Origin of the sequence: Paenibacillus sp. ov031 (assembly GCF_900143165.1) — a bacterium.
GTDB classification, from domain to species: Bacteria; Bacillota; Bacilli; order Paenibacillales; family Paenibacillaceae; genus Paenibacillus; species Paenibacillus marchantiae.
In genome coordinates this window covers 1-24,392 of the sequence record NZ_FRDO01000011.1, presented here as the reverse complement: position 1 = coordinate 24,392, position 24,392 = coordinate 1, and the positions used below count along the sequence as shown (strand labels likewise).

Genomic DNA, 24,392 nt, shown 5'->3' with positions numbered 1-24,392 from the left:
TCTTTGCTTTCATTCATACTCTCCAGTATACCACATCTTAAGGCCCACTTCTCAATATGTAGTTTCATGTCGTTTATGCCAAAAATACGCAAAAAAAGATGACACCCCCTCATCCCTTTCGAATGAAATGTCATCTTTTTGCTTCATGTACTCTTCCTTATAGAGAGATTCATCAGAATTACAGCTTCAACGCCATGGATGGCGAAAGAGAGATATGAACTGTCTTGTGGAAAGGGGTCATAAAGTTAACCAGTACAACCTTACACTTATTTGGCAGCTTTGCCTCACGTACAGTTGCTGCCAAATGCCCTACCTCGCCTCCGGTCAGCTCAATCCAGTCATCTCCACAGGAATAACGCAATGTGCCGCTCTTCCACAGATAATGGCCTTCATCTGTCTCAAGCAATTCCCCCTGGGAAAGTTCGCCCTCGCTGCCGAACACGAAAGACAGCTGCACCATAAGCTGCTCCGGCTGCTCTCCCGCCAGCTTCAGGGTCCAGCCATTTTCCGTTCTTAATACTTCCGTCTGTACAAGGAACGTCTGTTCATGGGTGAGATCTCGACTCTGATGGGGCAACAAATACCACGGACTGATAGCTGTTCCCGCCGTCTCAGGCAGTTGGCTATCCGGGATCGGGCCGTAATAGCCTTTCCTCTGTTCGCCCGTCAGACGGTAACCTGCTGGCAATCGAGACATATGCTGCATCGGCACATACCCTGGATTAAAATAGGAGGCCAACTGAACGGCCAGCAGACGTACGGCGCCATGACGAAGGGCAAAGAATGAAGGCACCTCCGTCATTACAGTCGCACTTGTATTACCTGAACGAATACGTGCTACAGGTGCGCCGAAGTCCGTATGCAACCGGCTGTGCGAGATGTGTCCATGATGACCTGCCGAATCCATTCGCTGTAAATAGCCCTCCCGCACAAATCGTTCGTTCAGTATGATCTCGTACCGCTCAGGCAGCTGTTCCCGTGCCTTACCAGCCTGCTGCTGAAGCTCAGGCTCCAGCAGCAGCCGAACGAGCGCATTGACCGAGCAGACGCCGGGATCTGTTAACATTTCTCCAGCCCAATCGGCCATGCCGGCAAAGATCGGATCACCGTCCAACCGAGCCATAATGGCATACGGCAAGTAATACGGTGATAAATCATGCACGCTCCCCAGATCCTGGCGACCTGAGTATTCTGTAACAACCTCACCTGTTGGATGTACAAGATACACCATCATACGAAGATTGAGTCTCACCGGGTCCAGCAATTCGGGACGGTTCAACAGGCGTGCCGCATGAATCAGCATGATGTCGCTAACCGCGCTGTAGATTCCGTTGCTTCGTTCAGTCCACTCCCCATCAGGCGTAATATCCATACCTTCAGCCAGCCACTGCTCTGCACGCTGCACAGCTTCCTCCAGGTCAAACAATTGATGCAGGAAACCGAGCGCCGCGCATAGCACCCAGCGATGATTCGGCGTATGACAGCCTCCAGTCAGCAAGACTGGAATAGTTCGTTCCAGAAACAGGCGCATATTGTCCAGCACAGGTTGCAATGGCTCCCAGTCTTGCTGCTGAAGAAGTTGATATAACTGGGCATATCCCACGACAAGAAATGCGGTATCCGGCGGAGAATGGGAATTGGTCCAACCGGGGGAGATGGAGCCATCTTTATGCTGATTACGGAGTACGTACTCCGATGCAAGCTGCAGACGATTTAACAGATCTTCATCCCGATAATAGATCGAATCCGGATTGGCGAGTGCTGCTCCCCAGTAACACATGTCCGTAGGTGTTCCGGTCGTATGGTTGACCCAGGCGATACCTGTAGAGGGGTCAATCGTTCCTCCATAATAGCGGCTGTCCGGATCAAGCACTTGCCGCGATATCCCTTTTTGCACTGCTCTGTCATTGCTTTCCACCAGTTGTCTGTACATGTCCAGTCCCTCCAAACAAATGCCGATGAACGGAATATTCGGCGCAATAATTCTTGTCATCTGGTTAATCACGATTGGCTTAAGAAAACCTATGATCAGCCCTTAACAGCTCCAAGCATGGCACCGCTAACAAAATATTTTTGCAGCCATGGATAGACGAGCAGAATCGGTACGGTTGCAAAAATAACGGTGGCCGCCTTGAGACTTTCCGGGGTTAATGGAGCGCGGTTGGCACCTTCCATCTGTGTGAGCTCACTCACCATGTTGTTTTGCACCATTTGGAACAGTTTAAGCTGAAGTGGATACAGCTTAGGATCATTAATGTACATCAGGGAATCCTGGAAGCCATTCCAGCGTCCAACAGCATAGAACAACGCCAAAGTTGCCATGACTGGCATCGACAGCGGTAATATGATTTTCAACAGTGTGTGCAGATGTGAACTGCCATCAATTTCAGCGGACTCCTCTAGACTTTCTGGTATACCATTGAAAAAGGAGATCAGGATAATCAGGTTAAATGGACTGACCAGACCTGGCAGAATTAGCGCCCACGGCGAATTAAGCAAGTGCAGGTCACGAATGAGCAAGTACTCGGGAATGATCCCCCCGCTAAAGAACATCGTAATGATGATCACGTACATGAAGAGCTTGCGGCCCTTCATTTTTTTCTTGGTCAACGGGTATGCAGCTGCGATTGTGAACACCATGCATAACACCGTTGTCACAATCGTTAACAGGGTCGTATATCCCAAGGAATACAGCATCGAATGATCGGAGAACACCTTAACATACGCATCCCAATTGAACTCCTTAGGAAAAATGGTGACTTCACCCGATGTAATGGCACGATTGGAGCTTAATGATATGGCAATCGTGTGCAGAAACGGAGCGAGACAGAACACGACGAACAAGCTAATAAATAGAATGATAACGGTATCAAAAATCCGGTTTGAGGTGCGTTCACTCATATGCGCACAACTCCTTTACTGATGGTATACATATAAAGCAGCTAAGCGTACCTTCTGTTCTTTTAAAGAATTCCTTCACCTGTTGTCTTTTTCGATATATAGTTCGAACCGAGTACAAATATAAGTCCCACGACTGCCTGGAACAGTCCAACGACGGTTGCCAGCGTATATTGTCCCGATTCCAGCCCGACCCGGTATACAAAGGTACTGAGCACATCAGAATATTCACGTACTGCCGTGTTCCCGATAATATAAGGACGATCAAATCCGATGCTGACCATATGTCCCAAATTAAGAATGAGCAGAGTAACAATAGTAGGCTTGATGCTTGGCAGGGTTATATGCCAGATTTTCTTCAGCCGTGTCGCTCCATCAATCTCTGCCGCTTCGAACAATTCCTTATTAACACCCGTCAGCGCAGCCAGATATAGAATAGTTCCCCAGCCTGCACTTTGCCAGACACCTGTGAACAGGTAGGTCACAAGCCACGGGTTTTTCTCCGTCAAAAATGGAATCGGATTTAAGCCCATACTTTCAAGTACACCGTTTACCATACCGGATTGGTTGCCGAATAACTGGTACACAATTCCCCCAATAATGACCCACGAAATAAAATGAGGGATATACAGAATCGTCTGCGATATTTTTTGAAACCATTTAAACCGGATTTCATAGAGCATGATGGCTAATATAATGGGAGCAGGAAACGAAACGATCAGATCAAGAAAATTCAGCATAAAGGTGTTGCGCAACGTGGTGTAGAAATCTCGCATCCCGAATACCTCGCGAAAGGCATCAAAACCGATCCACTCACTGCCGTTAATACCTTGAAAAAGATTAAAATCTTTAAATGCGATCTGAACGCCATACATCGGTCCGTAGCGAAACACCACGAAATAGATGAGGGGCAGTGAAATCAACGCGTATAATTGCCAATACCTCTTCAAGTATGCGGTCAAGTCGGTCTCCTCCTAACAACGAAGAAACACTGTGCCGCCTTAACCTCAGCCGACGGCACAAGTCCCTTCATAAATGATCCGATATCAAGCTTGTGTAAGTTGGATTACTTTGGATTCGTACGTTCACACATATCTCCGACTGCTACTTCGCAGCAAGCTCCTGAACCGCTTGATCCAGTTCCTTCTTCAATTCTGTGCCGCCCAGGGACATGAAATCATTCATTTCCCGTTCATACACTGCGTCGAATTCTTCCGGTTTAGCCATTGCTGTTTTTACGATAATGACATTAAGCTTATCTTTGAGCGCCGTGCTGTACTTCATCTCTGCCTGAATCGGTTTGTCAAAAATGATGGGTCCTACCGTATCGGTGTTAGCAATATCAATCGACTGTTTAAGCATCTCCTGATTATTTTGCGGGAAGCCCATGATCCATGCTTTTTCGTTGGTAGCCTGATCACCGATATTTTTACCATTTGAGATAATAGCTGTATCCCCTGCGTTGAACAGACGATCCTTCGCTTCCTGTGAAGCATCCTCTTTGACAACAGGAATTCCGTCTACCAGATCGTAGTTCTCTCCTTCCACGCCGCTGTAAATATCAATCAGGTTATTGTCTGATGCCATCCAATCCAAATATTTGATTGCTTCCACCGAACGTTTGCTGCTCTTCGGAATCATGATGTACATGCCGTTTGAACCGTAACGGGATTTGATATGTTTGTTGTCTACGTTTGCGTTGGTGTACGCATCAACCGGAAGCACTTTACTGCCCTGCGTATTTTTAAGCAAGTTATCCAGAGTGCCATCTGCATAGAAAATAGCGTCGACATCCTCAGACCAGTAGCCGATGTTTCCGTTCTGTACATCCTTCACCAGTTGGGCCTTATCTTCATCCAAACTGAAGTCCTTGCTGATCAAGCCTTCATTGTACAGCTTGTTCATGAACTTCATGGCATCCTTGAAGCCCTCATGGAGAGGCAATTCATAACGTTGTGCATAAGTCAGATCTCCGCTGATCGGCTTGATGAATGAGTAGATCAGCGTTTCGAACTGAGCTGGCGCCAGTGCCATTCCCATTGGAATGTTTTTGCTGCCAAGTCCACCAGGGTCTTTATCTTTAAATGCTTTCAAAGTGGTATACAATTCATCCGTCGTCTTCGGTACTGGCAATCCCAGTTTATCCAGCCAATCCTGACGAATATAAGAGCTATATCTGCCTGTGATGGCACGTTTGCCAGGAACTGCGAACTGCTGGCCCTCTAATTGACCAAACTTAAGGGTGTCCTCGCCAAGGAATTTTTTCAGGTTAGGTCCGTATTGATCAATCAACTCTCCCACATCAGTCAGACCGCCTTGTTCGGCGTAACGATAAAATACACTTGAGTCATAAACAAATACAATATCCGGAACATCCGTATTACTCGCCATTAGGACATTCAGCTTGGTTACTTCCTCCGAGCGCTGAATCGGTACGAATTGTATATCAATGTTATTCGGATCGCCGAACCGTTCCTGGATCAGTTTGGACAAATAGTTATTCGTAATGGTATAAGGTGAAGGACTATTCCCGCGGTCAAACACCTCCACTTTTAAAGTGACACGCTCGCCATTGCCTGATGCACTGCCTTCTGATTCCTGATTCGATGCAGATGAACAGCCGGCTAGCAAGGAAACTCCCATTACCATAGTAAGCGCCAATCCCATCCATTTCTTTAGACTCCCTTTGGTTGCTTTTCCTGTCATTTTGTCATCTCCTTAGCATTGCGTGAATGTTTAAAGCTTGCCCAGAGTATTCCACATCTTTCCGCGCTCTGGCAATAAACTCGTTTCGGAAACGCTTACATAAGGATAATGGTTTATCCCGAGCGACTATTTTCGCAGACTGACTATATTCGTAAAGGACCCGAAAACAGGCGTAAATCAAGGATTTCTTGCATAAGCGCAAGCTTCCAAGACGGAATATAGGTTTACACTAGCAGCAAAAAAGGCGGACTCCTACATGGCTTCTCCTGAGAAAAACCTGCATGAATTCCACCCTGTGCTTAGCACGGTATAATACGTAGCATGAGCCTTTGAATTACGACTCGGAATCGTGATGTTCACGTTTCATACGGCGATAGTCTCCCGGTGTAATACCCTCAACCCGTTTAAATACACGTCCCAAGGTAATTCCATTGGCATACCCCACCTTCAAGGCAATGTCCTGTAGGGAAAGATCCGTACTCCGCAGAAGACGCTCCGTTTCCTTCATCCGCAATTCTGTAAGAAAGTCTACAAACTTCATATTGAACTCTGTCTTGAACAAATAACTTGCATGTTTGCCGGTAATCTGGAATCGATCGCTCAGATGTTTCAGCGAAAGATCAGGATTCGCAAACTGTTCCTCGATATAGTTTTTCATTTCATTGACCATCGCTTTGTAGCTCTTGGTTTCAGTTACCGACACATAAGTTCTGAACAAGTCCGTCAGGTCATCAAACAGAATGTCTTTGACACCTTCAAGTGTCTCCGCTTCTTTCATCAGCATCAACCACTTGTTTATGTTTTCCTCCGATAATTTCTCCTGCAGCTGTTCGGACATGACCGCTACTTCCCGGCTGAGCATCTGTAGCATCGCCTGAATCAAGGAGTGAATCTCATCATCTGGCAGCTTATCACGTTCAAAAGCCGCGAAGATCTCCTCCAGTTGATCACGCCACTGACTGCTCGACATCCGAAACCGTTTAACAAAATCAGCAATCATCTGCAAATAGGTATAGGTATCAAGCAACTGCTGCTGGGTTTCTCCATACCCGGCCAGAGCGATATCACCATCTCTCAGCAATCTGCGGTGCATCACAGTCTCAGCCGCTACGTATGATTCACGAATAGCCTTGATGCCCTCCGCGATCGGTCCGATACCGAAACTCAATGATATACGCAGATTCTGCTCAACCCAGGATCGGCATTCCTCCGCAACTAAGCGAATTTGCTCCGTCATATCCGCGTTACCGTCTGTGGACAGGAAAAGGATCGCAATCTGATCTGAGCTGACCCATTCGGTCCAGCATTGCATACCCGCATCGCGTGAGAGCTCCTGCAGCACATTCATTAACGCAAATTTGAGTGTATTCTGCTCGCCTCTCGTAAACCGTTCCTGGAATCCTTTCTCATATCGGTTGATTTCGCCAACCACAACAGCGAAGCATGACGAAGTATCCACGCCAGTTAACGGGGAAAGATCCTTTAATCGCTCTACCGCATGATCCAGATTCTCCCCATTCAGCAGATCGTTAAAAAGTTTGCTGCGCTGCAGCAGCACGTTTTCTCTGCTCTTTTTGTCCGAATCCATCATATGGTTAATCAGGTTTTCTAACACGCCATCAATCAATTTCATCTCATCGGTCCGTGAGCCCGATTGCTCCAGCACCCGAATCTGATGGGCTTCAATCCGATTCATAATAATCTGAATGGGTTTATAGTTGCGACGAGTGATATAGATAATATAGACGATTGCACAAATGACGGTAACAACCGCAATAATCACCCATACATAGGAAACCACCGAGACCCAACCATATAAGTTTCCCTCCTTGATCCCACTGGAGATCGTCCAACCCAATCTTTCCAGCGAAAGGGTGTTCAGCTCTTGGCCTTCTACAGCACCTTCACGATCTGAATGCGCATCGTACACAACCTGACCGCCACGGTCAAGAATGCTCATGAAAGAAAGCTGTCCATTAACCATACTATCAATGCTCTGCTCGATGCTACTCATCTTGATATTAATGACAAGCACCCCATCAGAGCCAAATGGCAAGGGCATATCCTTATCTACCGTCAACACCCGAATAGGCGTACGCTGATTAACTCCTGCATCGTATTCCCTGACAGGCTGCCAGCCTGAAGTAAGAGAACCAGAGTCGATTCGGTCGATCCATGCCTTGTCTGAAAAGCTATCTACCTCCTTAGAGCCGCTTGATGTTAAAACGCTTTCATTTTTCTTGTCATACAAATAAATGGATTGGATCCAAGGGTTGGAACTCGTCAGCTCACGCAAGTTTTGAGCAATGCTATACACGGTCTCTTTGCCCACCTGGTTCTGGCTATTAAAATAGTACTTATAGGCCTGCTCACTCTGCACCGCTTCCATAACCGACAACTCAATATCCCGGATCGTCCGGTCCAGACTGTCCACCAAATAGCTGGAGGAGATACGGTCTGCTTTCCTTGTTTCTTCCCTGGAGATGTCATTAATGAAAACAAAAGCGATAAAAATGAGTACGGTCATGGTAAGAAAGAAAATAGGAAAATAAGAAAACAGTAAACGATAATACCAAGTCCGGGACAATAGACCCCACTCCTCACTCCACGACACCGTTGTATAATAGCCGTGGTTCTACTGTTCATCACATCAGTTACATCTCTGGGATTGAATTCCCTATATACGCAGCCATAAAATCAATTTTAAGTTATTATAGCACAAGCCCCCAGGCAGCAAATCAGTAATCGATTCCCTCCTTCTCCTTAACTCATCCGCATCTTTACCCTAATCCATCATAAAAAAACAAAAACCGTGCTGAGCAGCAAACCACTCAAACACGGTACAATACACCTGGATTCGCACAGATCTGTGCTGCATGATTAAATCCCTGAATCTTTAAACAACGTCGCCATGGAGCCGCCATCCACAATAATGCGAACAGCACGTGCAAGCATTGGAGCTACGGGCAACACTTTGAAGCATTCTGGGTGATCATCCGGCAGTGCGATGGAGTCTGTGACCACCACCTCGGCTATAGACGGGTGATTAAGTTTACTTAGAGCTCCGTCCGAGAACAGACCATGTGTTGCACATACATATACGTTTTTGGAGCCTCGCTCCTTCAATCCTTCAACAACATTGAGAATTGTCGTTCCGGTATCGATCAGATCCTCAATAATAATTGGAGTTCGACCTTCAACATCCCCAATAACGTGCGTAATAATCGATTCATTGTGGCTTGGCCGCTTCTTGATCATAATGGCAAAAGGTGAATCCAGACGATTCGCCAGTTTCTCTGCCATCGAGGCTCGTCCCGCATCAGGGGAGACAACTACCGGGTTTTCAATCCCTTTACTCAGCAAATAATCACTGATGAGATCCAATGATGTCATGTGATCCACAGGAATATTGAAAAATCCTTGAATTGCCGCTGCATGCAGATCAATGGTAACTACCCGGTTTGCCCCAGCAGTAGTTAACACATCCGCAACCATCTTGGCCGAGATCGGCTCACGCGGAGCAGACTTGCGTTCCTGACGGGCATATCCGTAATAAGGAACAATAATATTTACCGTACGCGCAGAAGCCCTTTTGGCTGCATCAATCATGACGAGCAGTTCTACGAACAACTCATTGATCGGATGAGATAATGATTGTATCAGAAATACATCACAGTTGCGGATCGTCTCTTCGTAGTGAACGTATATTTCTCCGCTCTTGAACCGGGACAGTTTGATCTTGCCTAGTTGTACACCCAGCTTGTCGCATACCTGTTCTGCCAGCTTAGGGTTCGATGAACCGGAAAAAATACGTAACGAATGCTGCATAATGCCCTCCCGAGGGTTGAAGTCCCAATATAATCCTTTATCAGTCTAAAAGTGAATGTTCAAAAAGACCCGTTTTCAGTACCGAGAAGATGGGATAAAGCTAGAAATGGAGTAGCGGAGCGTAGGCAAAACTACGTGAGCAACGAACATTTCGGCTGAATTCCAGCTTCGACGCTGATGATGCCATTAGGCATCCTTCGTAATCAAAAGCGGACTTTTTTGAACTACCTCTAAAAAGGTTATTTCCTACCCTCATTATACTCCACTACCTTATACATTTAAAGAAAGGAACGAGCGCTGTCGACCTTCAAAAACGGCTACCTCCGTACAGCCCAGCTCACGCAAGAGCGCCTCGGCCTCAGGCAGATAATCGCCTAGCTTCAGCGGATCATGTGCATCGGAGCCAAGGGTCAGCGGAATTCCCAATCGAATGGCCTCCGTTAACATCCGGCGACCAGGGAACATCTCTGCGCATGGCTTCGATAATCCTGATGCATTGAGCTCCATAGCACAGCCACTTTTTGCGATAGCTTGCAGCGCCGCATTCTCCAGATCTATACGCTCTTCAGTCTGCTCTGGTGCCGGAGTGAAGCCAAAGCGCTTGATCACATCTGTATGACCCATAATATCGTACATTCCCGTCGCTGCCGCTTTGCTCACAGCATCATAGTACTGACGATAGACTTCTAGTACGTCTTTCCCTTCCCAATGATGGGTCTGGCGAAAATCCGTAATGTCCCATTCCCCGAGAAAATGAACCGATCCAATCACATAGTCCCATGGATACCGCTCAATAATGGCCCGAATTTCTGTCTCCCAGCCTTCGATATAGTCGCCTTCGAGGCCGACACGCACATCAATCTGACCACGGTAGCGCTCTTTCAGAGAGAAACACTCTTCCACGTAACGCGGCAGCTCGTCCATAGGCATTGCCATCTCAGGATAATAGTGAGCAGGGTCTACATGCAGCAAAGGCATGTGATCCGACAGCCCAATCTGCGACAAGCCAATCTCCACCCCACGCTGCACATAAGCCTCCAGCTTGCCAACCGCATGACCACACCGCTCATGGTGTGTATGATAGTCTATTAGCACAGGCTCGCCTCCTAATCGCGGCGAGGCCGCTCGTGGCGACGGCTCAGCTCTGACATAATGTCATCCAGCGGCAGCTTGCGCTCTTGCAACAGAACGAGCAAGTGGTACATCAGGTCACTGACCTCAAGACGAAGCTCGTCATTGTCTTTATTTTTGGCGGCAATGATCGTCTCGGACGCTTCTTCACCGATTTTTTTCAGAATTTTATCAACGCCTTTATCGAACAGGTACGTCGTATATGCACCTTCCGGACGCTCACGTTCACGCTCTGCAATGACCGATTCCAGTTCAGCCAGTACTTCAAAACGGCTTTCGGAGCTGGCACTTGCAGTCGTTGCAATAGAATCACCTGAAGTCTGATTTGCTGATTGCTCTGGCAAGCCCACGATTTCATTATGGAAACACGTCACTGCTCCGGTGTGGCAAGCAGGTCCGTTCGGCTTCACTTCAACCAGCAAGGTGTCACCATCACAATCGTATTTCAATGAAGTAATCGTCTGTACGTTACCTGAAGTTGCGCCCTTGTGCCACAGCTCTTGACGCGAGCGTGACCAGAACCACGTTTCACCGGATTCCAGCGACAATTTTAGGGATTCCCGATTCATATAAGCCATCATCAGAACTTGACGTGTCTCTGCATCCTGCACAATGGCAGGTACCAAACCATCGCTCCAGCGAATGTGTTCCACAACCTGCTCCAAGGATAACTGCTCCTTAATCTCATTGCTTACATTAGTCACGGATCTCCACCCCTTGCTCTCTCAAATGTTGTTTTAACGCCGGAACGGCGATTTCTTTGTAATGGAATATCGTTGCTGCTAGACCTGCGTCCGCTTTGCCTGTAGTGAAGACATCATAGAAATGGGATTCCTTGCCTGCACCGCCTGAAGCAATGACCGGAATACGTACCGATTCGGATACCGCTGCAGTCAGCTTCAGATCGAATCCGTCCTTCGTTCCGTCCGCGTCCATGCTTGTCAGCAGAATTTCGCCAGCGCCTAAGGTCTCCGCCTGTTTAACCCAATCAAGCGCCTTAATTCCTGAAGGTTTACGTCCACCATGCGTGTACACTTCCCATTCGCCCCAAGCCTCATTATACTTGGCGTCTATTGCAACGACGATACACTGGGAACCAAAGCGACGTGCTCCGTCTGCAATCAGCTGAGGATTAAGCACAGCTGCCGTATTTACCGCAATCTTGTCCGCTCCTGCACGCAGAATGCGCTTCATGTCTTCCACCTTGGAGATCCCTCCACCTACGGTAAAAGGAATGGCGATCTCGCCTGCGGTTTGTCGCACCACTTCTTCCATCGTTTCGCGGCCTTCCACCGAAGCGGAGATATCGAGAAACACCAGTTCGTCCGCACCCTCGCGGTCATACAGCGCCGCCAGCTCCACCGGATCACCCGCATCGCGGAGATTGACGAAGTTAACGCCTTTGACAACCCGGCCGTCCTTCACGTCCAGACAAGGAATGATTCTTTTTGCCAGCATGCTCCTCTTCCTCTCTCCTGATGATCGCATACCTGTATAAGTTCAACTTAGAATATTCACACTAGCCACTCCGATGACAGAACAACCTTACGAGCGCTGTTATCCCCAGATTTTTTGATCCTTTTTTAAAGGGAAAATCCGGGGATAAAGGCGAACCTTTCACTTCTTCAGGTTATTTCTGTCCTCTCCGTTATCGTGCCAATGTTTATTTGAGCCTATATAGTATCGCTATTATTTATTTACCGCACGTACCGCTTCGGAAAGATCAATACTACCAGTATACAGCGCTTTACCTACGATTGCTCCTCCGACACCATCTTCCGCATGCTTGCTTAAACGAAGCAGATCATCCATGACACTAACTCCCCCGGAAGCAATCACCGTACGGCCACTCGCCTTCGCAAGAGACACGATCGCTTCCACGTTAGGACCCTGCATCATGCCATCACGGGAGATGTCTGTGAAGATGAAGGTTTCGGCACCAAATGCCGCCAGCTCCTTCGCCAGTACCTCAGCTTGAACTTCCGATGTCTCCAGCCACCCGCGTGTCGCCACATAGCCATTGCGTGCATCAATGCCAATAGCTACTTTGTCTCCATACCGTCCCAGTACTTCTTCTGTAAAAGCGCGATCTTCAATAGCGGCTGTCCCGATAATAAGACGACTTACACCGAGACCCAACAAACGTTCTACATCAGCCACTGTACGAAGACCTCCACCGACCTGAACAGGCACGTTCACGGCCGAAGCAATACGCCCGATCAGCTCATCATTCACGGGATGACCTGCTTTTGCACCGTCCAGATCCACCAGATGAACGTATGTACCACCTTGCTTCTCCCAGGAAAGAGCAACTTGAACCGGGTCATCGTTATATACCGTCTCCTGATTGTAATCTCCCTGCACAAGTCTTACACATTTGCCGTCCCGGATATCAATTGCCGGATATATGATAAAAGATGACATACAAGGCCTCCTGAATATATTCATATTTGTGCTCTATATAAGATTAGCTACGTATTATTTTATAAGGATGGAATTAAAAAATCATATGATCGCTGATTATGATTACGCCTTTGATCCAGTCAACGCCAGGAAGTTTCCAAGCAGCTTCATACCCAGCTCTCCGCTCTTCTCCGGGTGGAACTGCATACCGAAATTGGAGCCTCTGCCAACAATCGCCGTAACCGGATGTCCGTAATCCGTTACTGCCAATAGATCGCTCTCTACGTCCGTACGTGCATGATATGAATGGACAAAATAGACATGACTTGCCTCAAGCCCCGCGAATAGCGGATTTTCCGGGTGCAGGAACTGCAATCGATTCCAGCCCATATGTGGAACCTTTAGTTCTCCCGGTGCAAATCGCACCACTTTACCCGGCAAAATATTCAATCCTTCATGCTCGCCATGCTCCTCACTTGAGCTGAACAACAGCTGCATGCCCAGACAGATCCCGAGCAGCGGTGTTGGTCCAGCTGCCGCTTCCTTCACCACAGCGTCCAAGCCACTCTCTCTCAAGTGCACCATGGCATCGCCAAATGCACCTACACCTGGCAATATCACACCATCTGCACCAAGAATCGCATCCCGGTCACCTGTGACCAGCGCTTCGTAGCCAAGACGTTCGACCGCTTTGCCGACGCTGTGCAGGTTCCCCATACCATAATCGACAATTGCAATCGCCATCGTCTACAGCACTCCCTTCGTGGAAGGCACACCCGTTACACGTGGATCAATCGTTGTTGCCTCGTCCAGTGCACGTCCCAATGCTTTGAAGATCGCCTCGATCATGTGGTGTGTATTTTGTCCGTAGTGCACGATAACGTGCAATGTAATGCGCGCTTCCAGCGCCAGTTTCCACAGGAACTCATGTACCAGCTCGGTTGAGAAGCTGCCCACTTGCTGAGATGGGTATTGTGCGCGGTACTCAAAGTGAGGGCGGTTGCTGACATCGATGACTACCTGAGCGAGAGCCTCATCCATAGGCACAAAAACACTCGCATAACGTTTGATGCCCCGCTTGTCACCCAATGCTTCACGAAGGGTCTGTCCCAGACAGATTCCGATATCCTCCACCGTGTGGTGGTCATCAATATCAACATCGCCGCGCGCCTGTACGTTCAGATCGAATTGTCCATGCTTTGTGAACAGATCGAGCATATGATTCAGGAAAGGTACGTCCGTTTCAATCTCGGATTGCCCGGTTCCATCTACGGCAAAAGAAAGCTGAATGTTCGTTTCATTTGTTTTGCGGTCTACCTCTGCCTGACGTACAGCACCCTTATTCTGAAGGTCCAAACCATTATTCTGCTTATCCATTATCCGATTCCGCCTTTCCTTCCTGTTCTAACCGTACAGCGATCGCACGGGCGTGTCCTTCGAGCCCTTCATGCCGGGCCAGCTCTATAATAGCCGCTCCATTTTGGAGCAACGCTTCCTTGCTGTAATAGATCAAACTTGATTTTTTGATAAAATCATCCACATCCACAGGTGAGCTGAATCGTGCCGTTCCATTTGTCGGAATAATATGATTCGGTCCCGCAAAATAATCCCCTACCGGCTCCGAGCTATACGGGCCGAGGAAGATCGCTCCGGCATTCTCAATCCGGCCAGCGTAAGCCATGGGCTCCTGCACCATGATCTCCAGATGCTCCGGTGCGAGCCGGTTCACCACATCGATTCCCTCATCGATGGAATCGACCACAATAATTGCGCCATACTGCTCCACGGAAGCAGCAGCGATATCACGCCGCGGCAGCACTTCTAGCTGCTGCCGCACTTCGGCCTGCACGGCTTCCGCCAGCACGGCCGAGGTTGTGACGAGAATGGCCGATGCCATCTCGTCGTGCTCCGCCTGCGACAACAAGTCGGCGGCGACATATACCGGATTCGCCGTATCATCGGCGAGCACCACAATCTCACTCGGCCCGGCGATACTATCGATATCGACTGCGCCATAAACCTCACGCTTCGCGAGCGCCACGTAAATATTGCCCGGTCCACAGATCTTGTCGACCGGGGCAATACTCTCCGTGCCATAGGCGAGGGCGGCGATTGCCTGAGCGCCGCCAACTCGGTACATTTCGCTCACGCCTGCTTCCGCAGCAGCCACGAGAATGTACGGGTTAATACCTTCACCGCCATTTGTTGACGGCGGCGTCACCAAAACAATCTCCGGCACGCCAGCCACCTGTGCCGGAATCACATTCATCAGCACCGACGAAGGGTACGCTGCTTTGCCGCCAGGTACATAAACGCCGACCCGCTTCAGCGGTCGGATTACCTGGCCCAGCAGACTGCCGTCCGGCTGCCAATCCATCCATGAGTTGCGCTTCTGCTTCTCATGAAACGCACGAATGTTAGCGGCGGCCTGACGGATCGCCGTCACGAAGGAAGGCTCCACAGCTGCATAGGCTGCTTGCAGCTCTTCCTGCGGCACGCGAAGCTCCGCAGCCGTCAGCTTCGTGCGATCCAGCTGCTCTGTGTAACGCAACAGTGCCGCATCTCCTTCCCGGCGAATGTCGCTGACAATGCGCCGTACCGCTTCATTTTGCTCAGGTGTACCGTATTCCACTTCCCGCTTCAAATCAAACTCCCGTGCAGGTACAATTTTCATGAGTACAACCTCCCTATCCCTGTATAACCTGTGATACCTCTAATATCCGTTTATGCTATATGATCAATCATCGATTAGTTACTTCTGCTCCATCTTACATGCTAGATTTATCCCCGAAAGATCCCCGAAGACACCTCATTCGAGGCTGGAATGACCTGTTGGAGAGCATCGCATAATGCTTGAATCCGTGCATTCTTCATCCGATAACTGACCCGATTGGCAATAAGGCGGCTTGTGATATCCAGAATACCCGTCATCTCCACGAGTCCATTCTCACGCAACGTCTGACCAGTCTCCACCAGATCGACGATTCGATCTGCCAGACCGATCAGCGGCGCCAGTTCGATGGACCCGTTCAGTTTGATTACTTCCACCTGCTGTCCTTGCTCGCGGAAATATTGGGAAGCGATTCTCGGGTACTTTGTTGCCACTCGCTGCTGAATGCCAGGTGTCCAGTCCGGTAGTCCAATAACAGACATGCGGCACTGGGCGATACCCAAGTTCAACAATTCGTATACGTCCCGATTTTCCTCAAGCAGAACGTCTTTACCCACTATGCCAATATCCGCTACTCCATACTCCACATACGTTGGCACGTCTACGGGCTTCGCCATGATGAACTCCATCCCCGCTTCCGGCACTTCGATGACCAGCTTGCGCGTATCGTCCACGTCTTCCGGAATATCAAGCCCTGCTTCACGGAACAGTTTGGAGGCTTTCTTATAGATTCGGCCCTTCGGCATAGCTACCTTCAAAATATCCGACATCTCAGCGTCCCCCTCCATTTTCATGCCCGTACGTGATAACCTGCTCAGCCTGGATTGACTTGTTGCCTGTTAGAGCCTCTGCCCCATCTTTAGGAAGGAGGTATGTTACTACATTCTGACCAATGCTGCGTAGTCTCGCCGCCTCTGTTAGAGCCTCAGCCCGGTGTTCCGAAGTATATTGAATAAGTACAGGCTTCTTCTCTTCCATCGTAATTCCATGAACACCATCGATAATACGGTTTGTTTTGAGTGCAAATCCTGTAGCCGGTAATGAACGGCCAAACTGCTGTAACAGATTATCATATCGTCCGCCACTGCATACCGGGGATCCAAGCTCTGCCGCATACCCTTCAAACGTCATGCCTGTATAATAGGAGAAATCACCAATCATCGTCAGATCAATCAGCACATGCTCAGAAACACCGTACGCTTCCAACACTTCGAATACTGCACAGAGATGTGCAATGGACTGTGCTGCTTCAGTACTTGAACTCAGCTCTGCTGCGTGTGTACATACTTCTTTACCGCCACGCAGACGCAAAATAGCTTCAAGCTGCTCCTTCAGTTTCGGTTCCAGATTCAATGCTTCAATGGATTGGCGATAGCCGACATAATCACGTCCCAGCAATCCTTCTTTCAACTGTTCCTGTTGTACCGTTTGACCCGGAATGACTTCTTCCAGTAACCCGTTCAGAAATCCCATATGACCCATCGCAATTTTAAAGGAAGACACACCCGCTGCCTGCAAAGAAGCAATCGCAAGTGCTACAACTTCTGCATCTGCTTCTGGCGAATCATCACCGACAAGCTCTACACCTGTCTGGAAAAATTCCGCCTCACGTCCTGCTTCCTCTTCAATGGAACGAAACACATTCGCATGATAGGACAAACGCAGAGGAAGCTCCTCATCCTTTAATAGAGAAGAGACCACCCGTGCAATCGGAGCTGTCAAATCTGATCTTAGTACGAGCGTAGTCCCGCGACTGTTCAATAATTTAAACAGCTTGCGATCCGATGTGGAACTAGCTACACCTACGGTATCGTAGTATTCAATCGTTGGCGTAATGATTTGACGGTAACCCCAGCGTTCCATGCATTCCAGTACATTCCGCTCAATCGTTCGCAGCTTGGTCACAACATGTGGTGTATAGTCACGAAAACCTGTCGGTTTTTCAAAGCCTTTTGGTTTGGACATTGGTATTATTCACCCCGAGTCAGTAATTTAAGATTGGTAGACGTTCTATTTCAACAGGATTTATGTAGTGTAAATCCCCATTCTATCTTGAACCTGAATTTTTATCGTTGCTGCCAGGCAGCCTTTAGAAAATGTTTAGTACGTGTTCATTTATGCTTAATTATAGTTAACTTCCATCTTGTTTCTTTAACATGGTAAAGTGCTAACAAACTAAAGGATATGGGATATGATAACATGAATGACTATCCATCGTCAACAATACGGCCCCTTTGGGTTGCTTGTACTACATCCTCCATTTTGATCCCATTGCTGAACATGAGTCTAATTATTTGTATACGAAAAAAGCTGCCATCAGCAGCTTCCTTATTCCAGTCCGTTCGACTTATTGCTCTTCCCCTGACTGAATCCATTCAGGTTAATTTTCGTATCCTTTGTTGGTGATCTTTTCAGATATGTCCGTAGGCCGTCTCCCAAAATCATTTGTTTTCATCAGCCTTTAAGACAATCTCCTCCGCCGAAGCATTCGAGCGAGACAGATCACGAAGTGGATTCCCTCCTACAAAAGCCCCCGGAGCTACATCCTTATGAACAACTGCTCCTGCTGCTACTACCGCACCGTCTCCAATGGTCACACCCGGCAGGATGGTTGAATTAGCACCGATCAATACATTTTCCCCAATAATCACCTCACCGAGTCTGTACTCTTTAATAAGATACTCGTGAGCCAAGATCGTGGTGTTGTAACCAATCACGGAATTTTCGCCTACCGTAATTTTCTCCGGAAAGAACACATCAACCATCACCATCAAACCAAATGCCGTATGTTTACCCACCTTCATGCCAAGCATGCGACGATAGATCCAGTTCTTGACCGATAGAATCGGGCAGTACCGTGACAACTGAATCCAGATAAAATTACGCACGCCTTTCCACGGACTCACTGTCTTGTAGATATGCCAAAGTGCGTTATGACCTTCTACGGGATAGCGGGTTACTTTTCTCATGAACGTTCCGTTTCAATCAGCTTAAGCAAGTCCTTCATGTCGTGCAAAATGTAATCCGGGTTATAGCCGCTCAATACCGCCTCTCCCTTAAGGGACCAGGCTACGCCTGCCGCAAGCGCACCCGCGTTCTGTGCCGATTGAATATCGACTGGGCTGTCACCCACCATTAATGTTTTGGAAGGATCTGCACCTAACTCTTCGATCGCCTTTAGCACCGGTTCAGCATGCGGTTTGGGATTGGTTACGTCGGTAACTGTCACAATCGATTTCATATACTTCAACAGGTCGAAACGCTCCAGCACTTTAAGAGTAGATGGACGAATCTTCGTCGTGACAACACCCATCACAATTCCTGCCTCATGAAGAGCCTCAACGACTTCAATCACGTGAGGAAACGGCTGAACCATCGCCTCATGATGAACGTCGTTGTACGCCCGATATCCTTTGACATACTCCGCAACATCCTCTTTCCCAGAAAACGTACGCATCTGATTCTCCAGTGTTCCTCCCATATGAGGAATGATCTGTTCGCGTGTCCAAGGGGTAGATAACTGCAAATCCTCCATTACATGAAGGAAAGAGTTAATAATTAGTTCATTCGTGTCGATAATCGTTCCATCCAGATCAAACAAAACCGTGTCAATCATGTTGCATTACTCCTTTTTCTCTTCAGCTTGCTTCAGATCCTCTTTGGTCGAGACTGGAGTTACCGTGTCCTCTTTGCCTGCAACCGGGCCTGTTTGCACCATATCATCCGATGATTCTGAAGGAACCTTGGAAGATACAATCGGATCGCTATAACGTACATCTGCCTTGCCTGTCATTCTTCTCACGACGATGAAGACTACCGCAACAACAATGATCCCAATAGCCAGCAGCTGCGAAATTCTTACGTTACCGTAGGCTGGATCAAGATATCCTTGCTCGAAGCCCATAGCTGTCATCGGTGACCATAATCCATTAACCATGGAGGCAACCCATTGCGGAGCCTGGAATCCCAGACTGTCGGTACGCAGCGCTTCGATAAAGAATCGACCGATTGAGTACCAGATAAAATAGGACATAAACAGCTCACCAGCACGCAAGAACTTCTGACGACGAAGCACCAGCAAGATGATCAGACCAACAAGACTCCACATCGATTCATACAAAAATGCAGGATGATGGAATACACCTTCCACGTTCATCTGATTAACGATAAAGTCTGGCAAATGAAGCTTGTCTCTCAAAAATGATTCTTCTACAGGACCGCCATAGGCCTCCTGATTTACAAAGTTACCCCAGCGTCCGATCATTTGTCCAACGATCAATCCAGGTGCACAGATGTCGGCCATACGCCAGAAATTATACCCTTTACGACGGAAGAAAATGACTGCACATATGATCGCACCAATCAGTGCGCCATATATGGCGATACCACCATTCCATATTTTAAAGACATCCCAGAAATTATCCTTATAATCGTCCCATCGAAATGCCACGTAGTATATGCGGGCACCGATAATGGCAGAAGGCACACCAAGCAGAACCATGTCCATGAACACTTCCTGCGGAATGTTATATCGTTTGCCTTCCCGGATGACGAGCAGCAAACCTACAAGTGCCGCTGTACCGAGAATAAGCCCGTACCAGTGAACCTTTAACGCTCCGATGGAGAACGCTATCGGGTTCAACAGTAATAATGTATCCATTCATTCACACTCCTATAAATTGACTCATTCACAAGCATGACCAACTGCTGTATGTCTCCAACGCTCTATAAAGGAGTAAAACACATCAACAATTGGCCTTTAATCATATAATAGATCCTTCTCTTCTTAGTCCATGTCTTCCATATCTTCAGAGATCGTTGCTGTCAGCTTGTTCGTAAATTGCAACGCAGCATTCAGCCCCATCTGTTTCAAGCGATAGTTCATTCCCGCTACTTCAATGATAACAGCCAAGTTCCGCCCCGGACGAACAGGAATCGTTACAAGCGGTACATCTGTGTCAATGATGCGTGTCGTCTCTTCATCCAGGCCAAGACGATCATATTGTTTATCCTGCTGCCAAGCTTCCAGACGAACAACCAGTGTAATCCGTTTGTTATTACGAACCGCACCCGCACCGAACAATGTCATTACGTTGATGATCCCGACACCACGGATCTCAAGCAGGTGACGGATCAATTCTGGCGCAGTTCCGTGCAGCTGGAAGTCTGATGTCTGACGAATTTCTACCGCATCATCGGCGATCAATCGGTGACCACGTTTTACCAGTTCCAGTGCAGTTTCACTCTTACCAATGCCACTGCTTCCGGTGATTAACATCCCTACTCCATACACATCACAGAGTACACCGTGAATCGTTGCTGTAGGCGCCAGTTTCTTCTCCAGAAATCCAGTAATCCGGCTGGACAGAATCGTTGTAGCCATGTTGCTGCGAAGCACAGCAAGGTTCTGTTCTTCACTGATGTCAATCAGTTCCTGTGGCACTTCAAGTCCACGGGTTACTACAATACATGGCGTTTCTTCCGTACAAAGGCGTTGCATCCGATCACGGCGCTCATCTTCTGGCAACATTGCAAAAAAGGCCAGCTCTGTTCTACCAAGCAGCTGTACCCGTTCTTGTGGATGATATTCAAAATAACCGGCCATTTCCAGGCCAGGACGGTTCAAATCGTCTACAGTAATGACTCTCTTCAGTCCGTGAGATCCAGAAACAACCTCCAACTGGAATTGTTGTACCAATTCAGATACTTTCACTTTTTTCGCCATTTGTCTCTTCCTTTCAGCATTCGCTGCCCTCTATGTACATCAGCATTAGCGTCATTCCATTGCATTAATAGCGCATTCATGTTGTTTGTTACAGCATCTAACCTTCAAATAATCTTAAATGAATTCCGGGATGAATGCAATCTTGGCTTCCACCCGTGTATGAGTAAAAAAGCCCCTTCCAGCAATAACGGAAGGGGCTCAGATTACAATGTATGATTGCGTTAACTGATAGATTCTATCGTTACCGATGAATCTCAGTACTATTAGTCTTGAAGAAGAACGTTTGCTTCAGTCTCTTTGTCAAAGATATGAACTTTGTTCATGTCAATTGCCATTTTAACTGTAGAACCATCACGAGTGTTGGAACGTCCGTCTACACGTGCGATTGTAGTGTCGTTACCTACACCGCTCAAGTAGAGGAGCATTTCGTGACCCAGGTTCTCTGTTACGTCTACGTGTGTAGAGAATACAGAGTTCGGGGATGCTTCCAGGAATACTGGCTCTTCGTGAATGTCTTCTGGACGAACACCCAGAATGACTTCTTTACCAATGTATCCTCTTGATTTCAGCACTTGTGCTTTACCTTGTGGGATTTCAACGTCCACACCAGGAGCTACGAAATGCATGCTAGCACCTTGCTCAGCCAATTTACCCGAGATAAAGTTCATTGTCGGGGAACCGATGAAACCAGCTACGAACAGATTAGCAGGGAGGTTGTAAAGCTCTTCCGGAGAAGCAGCTTGTTGGATGATACCATCCTTCATAACAACGATTCGATCACCCATTGTCATTGCTTCGATCTGGTCATGCGTTACGTAGATAACGGTTGTTTCCAAACGTTTCGCAAGTTTAGTGATCTCAGCACGCATTTGACCACGCAATTTTGCATCCAAGTTGGAGAGAGGCTCATCCATCAAGAACACTTGTGGATCACGGACGATCGCACGTCCCAGAGCGACACGCTGACGTTGACCACCGGACAATGCCTTAGGTTTACGCTCAAGCAAATGCTCGATATCCAGGATTCTAGCTGCTTCACGTACACGTTTGTCGATCTCATCTTTTTTCACTTTACGCAATTTCAGACCAAACGCCATGTTTTGGTATACGCTCATATGCGGATACAAGGCATAGGATTGGAATACCATCGCGATATCGCGGTCTTTAGGAGCAACATCATTAACGACGCGGTCACCGATATAGAGTTTACCTTCAGAAATTTCCTCAAGGCCTGCGATCATACGCAGTGTTGTTGATTTACCACAACCGGACGGACCTACCAGTACCAGAAACTCTTTATCTTTAATGTCCAGGTTAATATCAACTACTGTTGCTTTATCAGAACCCGGGTATTTTTTGAAAATATGCTCTAAACGTACACCAGCCATGATTGTTGCCTCCTCAGAGATCATTTTGTAATCGAATACATTTTGTAGTTTTATATTAACCCATTTGCATGATGTTTGACTATTCGCAAACTGCACAAAAATATCAAAGCTTTTTCGTCACTTTGTACATAAGCAATAAAAGTCGCACCAGAACAGCACTTTCGAAGTTTCTAACATCATATCCAATCTCCTGTTTGATCTTATCCAAACGATATACCAAGGTATTTCGATGAATAAAGAGTCGCTTTGCCGTCTCGCTGACATTACAATCGAGATTGAAGAAGGTCTCCATTGTAGCCAGTGTTTCACTATCACTAAACAACACAGTGCCTTTCCCCGTTTCCTGTATAAAACGAAGTCGCTGTTGCACAGGAATACTATCTACCAAACGCTCAAGGTGCAGATCCCAAGGAAGATGAATGTGTTGCACGACATGGAAAGCTCTGCCCAAGTGAACACTCTCTTGAAGAAGTGCCGTGACAGAAGATAGCTGTTTTGCAGGGATACACGGTAAGGATGCAGACAAATGAAATACACCCGCCCATTCACTGGCTACCAATTCGTAGAGCCCCTGACAGAAGGCATTCAACAAATCTTTTCTGGCTTCCGTCGTATCCTCTTCAGCTTCGCCTGTGACAATCTGTTCATCACCCAGAAACACCCACTCCTGCGCTCCCACAGGAATCAGTATAATCTCTTCACCGAAGTAACTTTCGAGTAACTTGTTCAATTCCTTCGAACGAATACGATGAGCATCAGGTGTCTCACATTGCAGCAAAAATGGGATTTTCTCTGTGTTCAATTCTCCATCCAATGAAAAATGATCCGGTATAGGTTCCTGCTGAACTCTTTGCTCAACCTGTTTCCGAAGCCACTGTCCCAATTCAGCAAGCTGTTGTTCTCTATCGTTTTCATATATCACAGGCTGTTCTTCATCTAACGATTCCCTATGACTACTAATGAGAAGTTCAATTAAACGCTGTACTTCCAGCGTAACGGCGTCAACAGAGCATCCCCAATATAAAACAGTACCTTCTTCCTCGTTCATCCCGATTTTAAAATATATATGGTCTTCTGTACGCCAACTGCTTACATCCTTTGCTAAACCATCCATCTTCTCATCATCACGTAAGAAACCTTCGGCCTCTTTTGTAAGAGTATTATGAGCCACTGGAACAGTTATACGGTGAGCTGAGCTCAATCCATATTGATTCCATTCTTCTATAGTTATCACGGATTCGTCCAATGTAGTACCTATAATTGCTTCGATTTGTTTTTTTAGATCAGGTATGAGCTTCATATAATGAACGCCACCACTCTGCTTTTTTCTATTATTTTATCATATCTTGCGCAGCATCGCCTTTTTCAGTCTTTATCAGAGTTTCCACATTATTAATTTATTTATCTATAACAAAAAAGAGTGATTAATCAAATTAATGATCAATCACTCTTTTTCAAAAGATGAGTCATGAAGGGCTCGAACCTTCGACACCCTGATTAAAAGTCAGGTGCTCTACCAACTGAGCTAATGACTCGAAAAACTGGTGGAGGATGATGGATTCGAACCACCGAACCCGTACGGGAGCAGATTTACAGTCTGATGCGTTTGGCCGCTTCGCTAATCCTCCAGGATTACATGGTG

At 47.4% G+C, this 24,392-nt stretch carries 21 protein-coding genes and 2 tRNA genes; all 23 read right to left on the bottom strand.

Annotation, left to right across the window (positions count from 1 at the left end; translation table 11 throughout):
- Window positions 1–178 precede the first annotated feature (178 nt).
- A complete protein-coding gene (locus tag BUA17_RS28750) occupies window positions 179–1,933 on the bottom strand; it encodes a hypothetical protein (RefSeq protein WP_072735757.1) in 1,755 nt (584 codons plus the stop codon).
- A gap of 95 nt (window positions 1,934–2,028) precedes the next feature.
- Entirely contained in the window at window positions 2,029–2,901 is an 873-nt protein-coding gene (locus BUA17_RS28745; RefSeq protein WP_063566505.1) for a carbohydrate ABC transporter permease, read from the bottom strand.
- Between the two features lie 62 nt (window positions 2,902–2,963).
- Window positions 2,964–3,860, bottom strand: a complete 897-nt coding sequence (locus BUA17_RS28740) for an ABC transporter permease (protein WP_063566506.1) — start codon at window positions 3,858–3,860, stop codon at window positions 2,964–2,966.
- A gap of 142 nt (window positions 3,861–4,002) precedes the next feature.
- Entirely contained in the window at window positions 4,003–5,604 is a 1,602-nt protein-coding gene (locus BUA17_RS28735; protein WP_072735756.1) for an extracellular solute-binding protein, read from the bottom strand.
- Window positions 5,605–5,938: 334 nt separating this feature from the next.
- Window positions 5,939–8,191 (bottom strand): helix-turn-helix domain-containing protein, encoded by a 2,253-nt coding sequence (locus BUA17_RS28730; RefSeq protein ID WP_072735755.1) that lies wholly within the window; start codon window positions 8,189–8,191, stop codon window positions 5,939–5,941.
- Between the two features lie 293 nt (window positions 8,192–8,484).
- Window positions 8,485–9,432 (bottom strand): ribose-phosphate diphosphokinase, encoded by a 948-nt coding sequence (locus tag BUA17_RS28725; protein ID WP_063566509.1) that lies wholly within the window; start codon window positions 9,430–9,432, stop codon window positions 8,485–8,487.
- Window positions 9,433–9,702: 270 nt separating this feature from the next.
- Window positions 9,703–10,527, bottom strand: a complete 825-nt coding sequence (gene hisJ / locus BUA17_RS28720; RefSeq protein WP_072735754.1) for a histidinol-phosphatase HisJ — start codon at window positions 10,525–10,527, stop codon at window positions 9,703–9,705.
- 11 nt (window positions 10,528–10,538) lie between these two features.
- Window positions 10,539–11,267 carry a bifunctional phosphoribosyl-AMP cyclohydrolase/phosphoribosyl-ATP diphosphatase HisIE gene (gene hisIE, locus BUA17_RS28715; RefSeq protein ID WP_064641184.1) on the bottom strand — a complete coding sequence of 243 codons (729 nt, stop codon included), beginning with the start codon at window positions 11,265–11,267 and terminating at the stop codon, window positions 10,539–10,541.
- Complete coding sequence (hisF, locus tag BUA17_RS28710; protein WP_072735753.1) at window positions 11,260–12,021, bottom strand: imidazole glycerol phosphate synthase subunit HisF; 762 nt, start codon at window positions 12,019–12,021, stop codon at window positions 11,260–11,262. The genes hisIE and hisF overlap by 8 nt, the downstream gene beginning before the upstream one ends.
- 231 nt (window positions 12,022–12,252) lie before the next feature.
- A complete protein-coding gene (gene hisA / locus BUA17_RS28705; RefSeq protein ID WP_024634114.1) occupies window positions 12,253–12,987 on the bottom strand; it encodes a 1-(5-phosphoribosyl)-5-[(5-phosphoribosylamino)methylideneamino]imidazole-4-carboxamide isomerase in 735 nt (244 codons plus the stop codon).
- A gap of 102 nt (window positions 12,988–13,089) precedes the next feature.
- The gene (gene hisH, locus BUA17_RS28700) at window positions 13,090–13,710 is read right to left on the bottom strand and encodes an imidazole glycerol phosphate synthase subunit HisH (protein WP_072735752.1); all 621 of its coding nucleotides are present in this window, start codon (window positions 13,708–13,710) and stop codon (window positions 13,090–13,092) included.
- A gap of 3 nt (window positions 13,711–13,713) precedes the next feature.
- On the bottom strand, window positions 13,714–14,343 hold the full coding sequence (gene hisB, locus BUA17_RS28695; RefSeq protein ID WP_063566514.1) for an imidazoleglycerol-phosphate dehydratase HisB: 630 nt from the start codon (window positions 14,341–14,343) through the stop codon (window positions 13,714–13,716).
- Window positions 14,336–15,640: a histidinol dehydrogenase gene (gene hisD, locus BUA17_RS28690; protein WP_072735751.1), complete on the bottom strand. Its 1,305-nt coding sequence runs from the start codon at window positions 15,638–15,640 to the stop codon at window positions 14,336–14,338. The genes hisB and hisD overlap by 8 nt, the downstream gene beginning before the upstream one ends.
- A gap of 107 nt (window positions 15,641–15,747) precedes the next feature.
- The gene (gene hisG, locus BUA17_RS28685; protein WP_063566516.1) at window positions 15,748–16,407 is read right to left on the bottom strand and encodes an ATP phosphoribosyltransferase; all 660 of its coding nucleotides are present in this window, start codon (window positions 16,405–16,407) and stop codon (window positions 15,748–15,750) included.
- Between the two features lies 1 nt (window position 16,408).
- Window positions 16,409–17,602 carry an ATP phosphoribosyltransferase regulatory subunit gene (locus BUA17_RS28680; protein WP_072735750.1) on the bottom strand — a complete coding sequence of 398 codons (1,194 nt, stop codon included), beginning with the start codon at window positions 17,600–17,602 and terminating at the stop codon, window positions 16,409–16,411.
- A gap of 476 nt (window positions 17,603–18,078) precedes the next feature.
- Complete coding sequence (locus tag BUA17_RS28675; RefSeq protein WP_072735749.1) at window positions 18,079–18,606, bottom strand: acyltransferase; 528 nt, start codon at window positions 18,604–18,606, stop codon at window positions 18,079–18,081.
- Window positions 18,603–19,253 (bottom strand): pyrophosphatase PpaX, encoded by a 651-nt coding sequence (gene ppaX / locus BUA17_RS28670; RefSeq protein ID WP_063566519.1) that lies wholly within the window; start codon window positions 19,251–19,253, stop codon window positions 18,603–18,605. Before ppaX ends, BUA17_RS28675 begins: the two co-directional genes overlap by 4 nt.
- Before the next feature lie 6 nt (window positions 19,254–19,259).
- Window positions 19,260–20,297 carry a prolipoprotein diacylglyceryl transferase gene (lgt, locus tag BUA17_RS28665; protein WP_063566520.1) on the bottom strand — a complete coding sequence of 346 codons (1,038 nt, stop codon included), beginning with the start codon at window positions 20,295–20,297 and terminating at the stop codon, window positions 19,260–19,262.
- Window positions 20,298–20,423: 126 nt separating this feature from the next.
- Window positions 20,424–21,362 carry an HPr(Ser) kinase/phosphatase gene (gene hprK, locus BUA17_RS28660; protein ID WP_063566521.1) on the bottom strand — a complete coding sequence of 313 codons (939 nt, stop codon included), beginning with the start codon at window positions 21,360–21,362 and terminating at the stop codon, window positions 20,424–20,426.
- A 263-nt stretch (window positions 21,363–21,625) separates the two neighbouring features.
- Window positions 21,626–22,750: an ABC transporter ATP-binding protein gene (gene ugpC, locus BUA17_RS28655; protein WP_063566522.1), complete on the bottom strand. Its 1,125-nt coding sequence runs from the start codon at window positions 22,748–22,750 to the stop codon at window positions 21,626–21,628.
- 103 nt (window positions 22,751–22,853) lie between these two features.
- Window positions 22,854–24,050, bottom strand: a complete 1,197-nt coding sequence (locus tag BUA17_RS28650; RefSeq protein ID WP_244552245.1) for a PucR family transcriptional regulator — start codon at window positions 24,048–24,050, stop codon at window positions 22,854–22,856.
- Between the two features lie 162 nt (window positions 24,051–24,212).
- A tRNA-Lys gene (locus BUA17_RS28645) sits at window positions 24,213–24,285 on the bottom strand.
- 7 nt (window positions 24,286–24,292) lie between these two features.
- Window positions 24,293–24,378, bottom strand: a tRNA-Tyr gene (locus tag BUA17_RS28640).
- Window positions 24,379–24,392 lie beyond the last annotated feature (14 nt).

Coding starts and splice junctions, on each gene's coding strand:
- hisD (WP_072735751.1), bottom strand. CDS start 15,640: ATGAAAATTGTACCTGCACGGGAGTTTGATTTGAAGCGGGAAGTGGAA.
- BUA17_RS28680 (WP_072735750.1), bottom strand. CDS start 17,602: ATGTCCAAACCAAAAGGCTTTGAAAAACCGACAGGTTTTCGTGACTAT.
- ugpC (WP_063566522.1), bottom strand. CDS start 22,750: ATGGCTGGTGTACGTTTAGAGCATATTTTCAAAAAATACCCGGGTTCT.
- hisB (WP_063566514.1), bottom strand. CDS start 14,343: ATGGATAAGCAGAATAATGGTTTGGACCTTCAGAATAAGGGTGCTGTA.
- BUA17_RS28745 (WP_063566505.1), bottom strand. CDS start 2,901: ATGAGTGAACGCACCTCAAACCGGATTTTTGATACCGTTATCATTCTA.
- hisA (WP_024634114.1), bottom strand. CDS start 12,987: ATGTCATCTTTTATCATATATCCGGCAATTGATATCCGGGACGGCAAA.
- hprK (WP_063566521.1), bottom strand. CDS start 21,362: ATGGCGAAAAAAGTGAAAGTATCTGAATTGGTACAACAATTCCAGTTG.
- hisG (WP_063566516.1), bottom strand. CDS start 16,407: ATGTCGGATATTTTGAAGGTAGCTATGCCGAAGGGCCGAATCTATAAG.
- BUA17_RS28725 (WP_063566509.1), bottom strand. CDS start 9,432: ATGCAGCATTCGTTACGTATTTTTTCCGGTTCATCGAACCCTAAGCTG.
- BUA17_RS28675 (WP_072735749.1), bottom strand. CDS start 18,606: ATGAGAAAAGTAACCCGCTATCCCGTAGAAGGTCATAACGCACTTTGG.
- BUA17_RS28735 (WP_072735756.1), bottom strand. CDS start 5,604: ATGACAGGAAAAGCAACCAAAGGGAGTCTAAAGAAATGGATGGGATTG.
- ppaX (WP_063566519.1), bottom strand. CDS start 19,253: ATGATTGACACGGTTTTGTTTGATCTGGATGGAACGATTATCGACACG.
- BUA17_RS28650 (WP_244552245.1), bottom strand. CDS start 24,050: ATGAAGCTCATACCTGATCTAAAAAAACAAATCGAAGCAATTATAGGT.
- lgt (WP_063566520.1), bottom strand. CDS start 20,297: ATGGATACATTATTACTGTTGAACCCGATAGCGTTCTCCATCGGAGCG.
- hisF (WP_072735753.1), bottom strand. CDS start 12,021: ATGCTGGCAAAAAGAATCATTCCTTGTCTGGACGTGAAGGACGGCCGG.
- hisH (WP_072735752.1), bottom strand. CDS start 13,710: ATGGCGATTGCAATTGTCGATTATGGTATGGGGAACCTGCACAGCGTC.
- BUA17_RS28750 (WP_072735757.1), bottom strand. CDS start 1,933: ATGTACAGACAACTGGTGGAAAGCAATGACAGAGCAGTGCAAAAAGGG.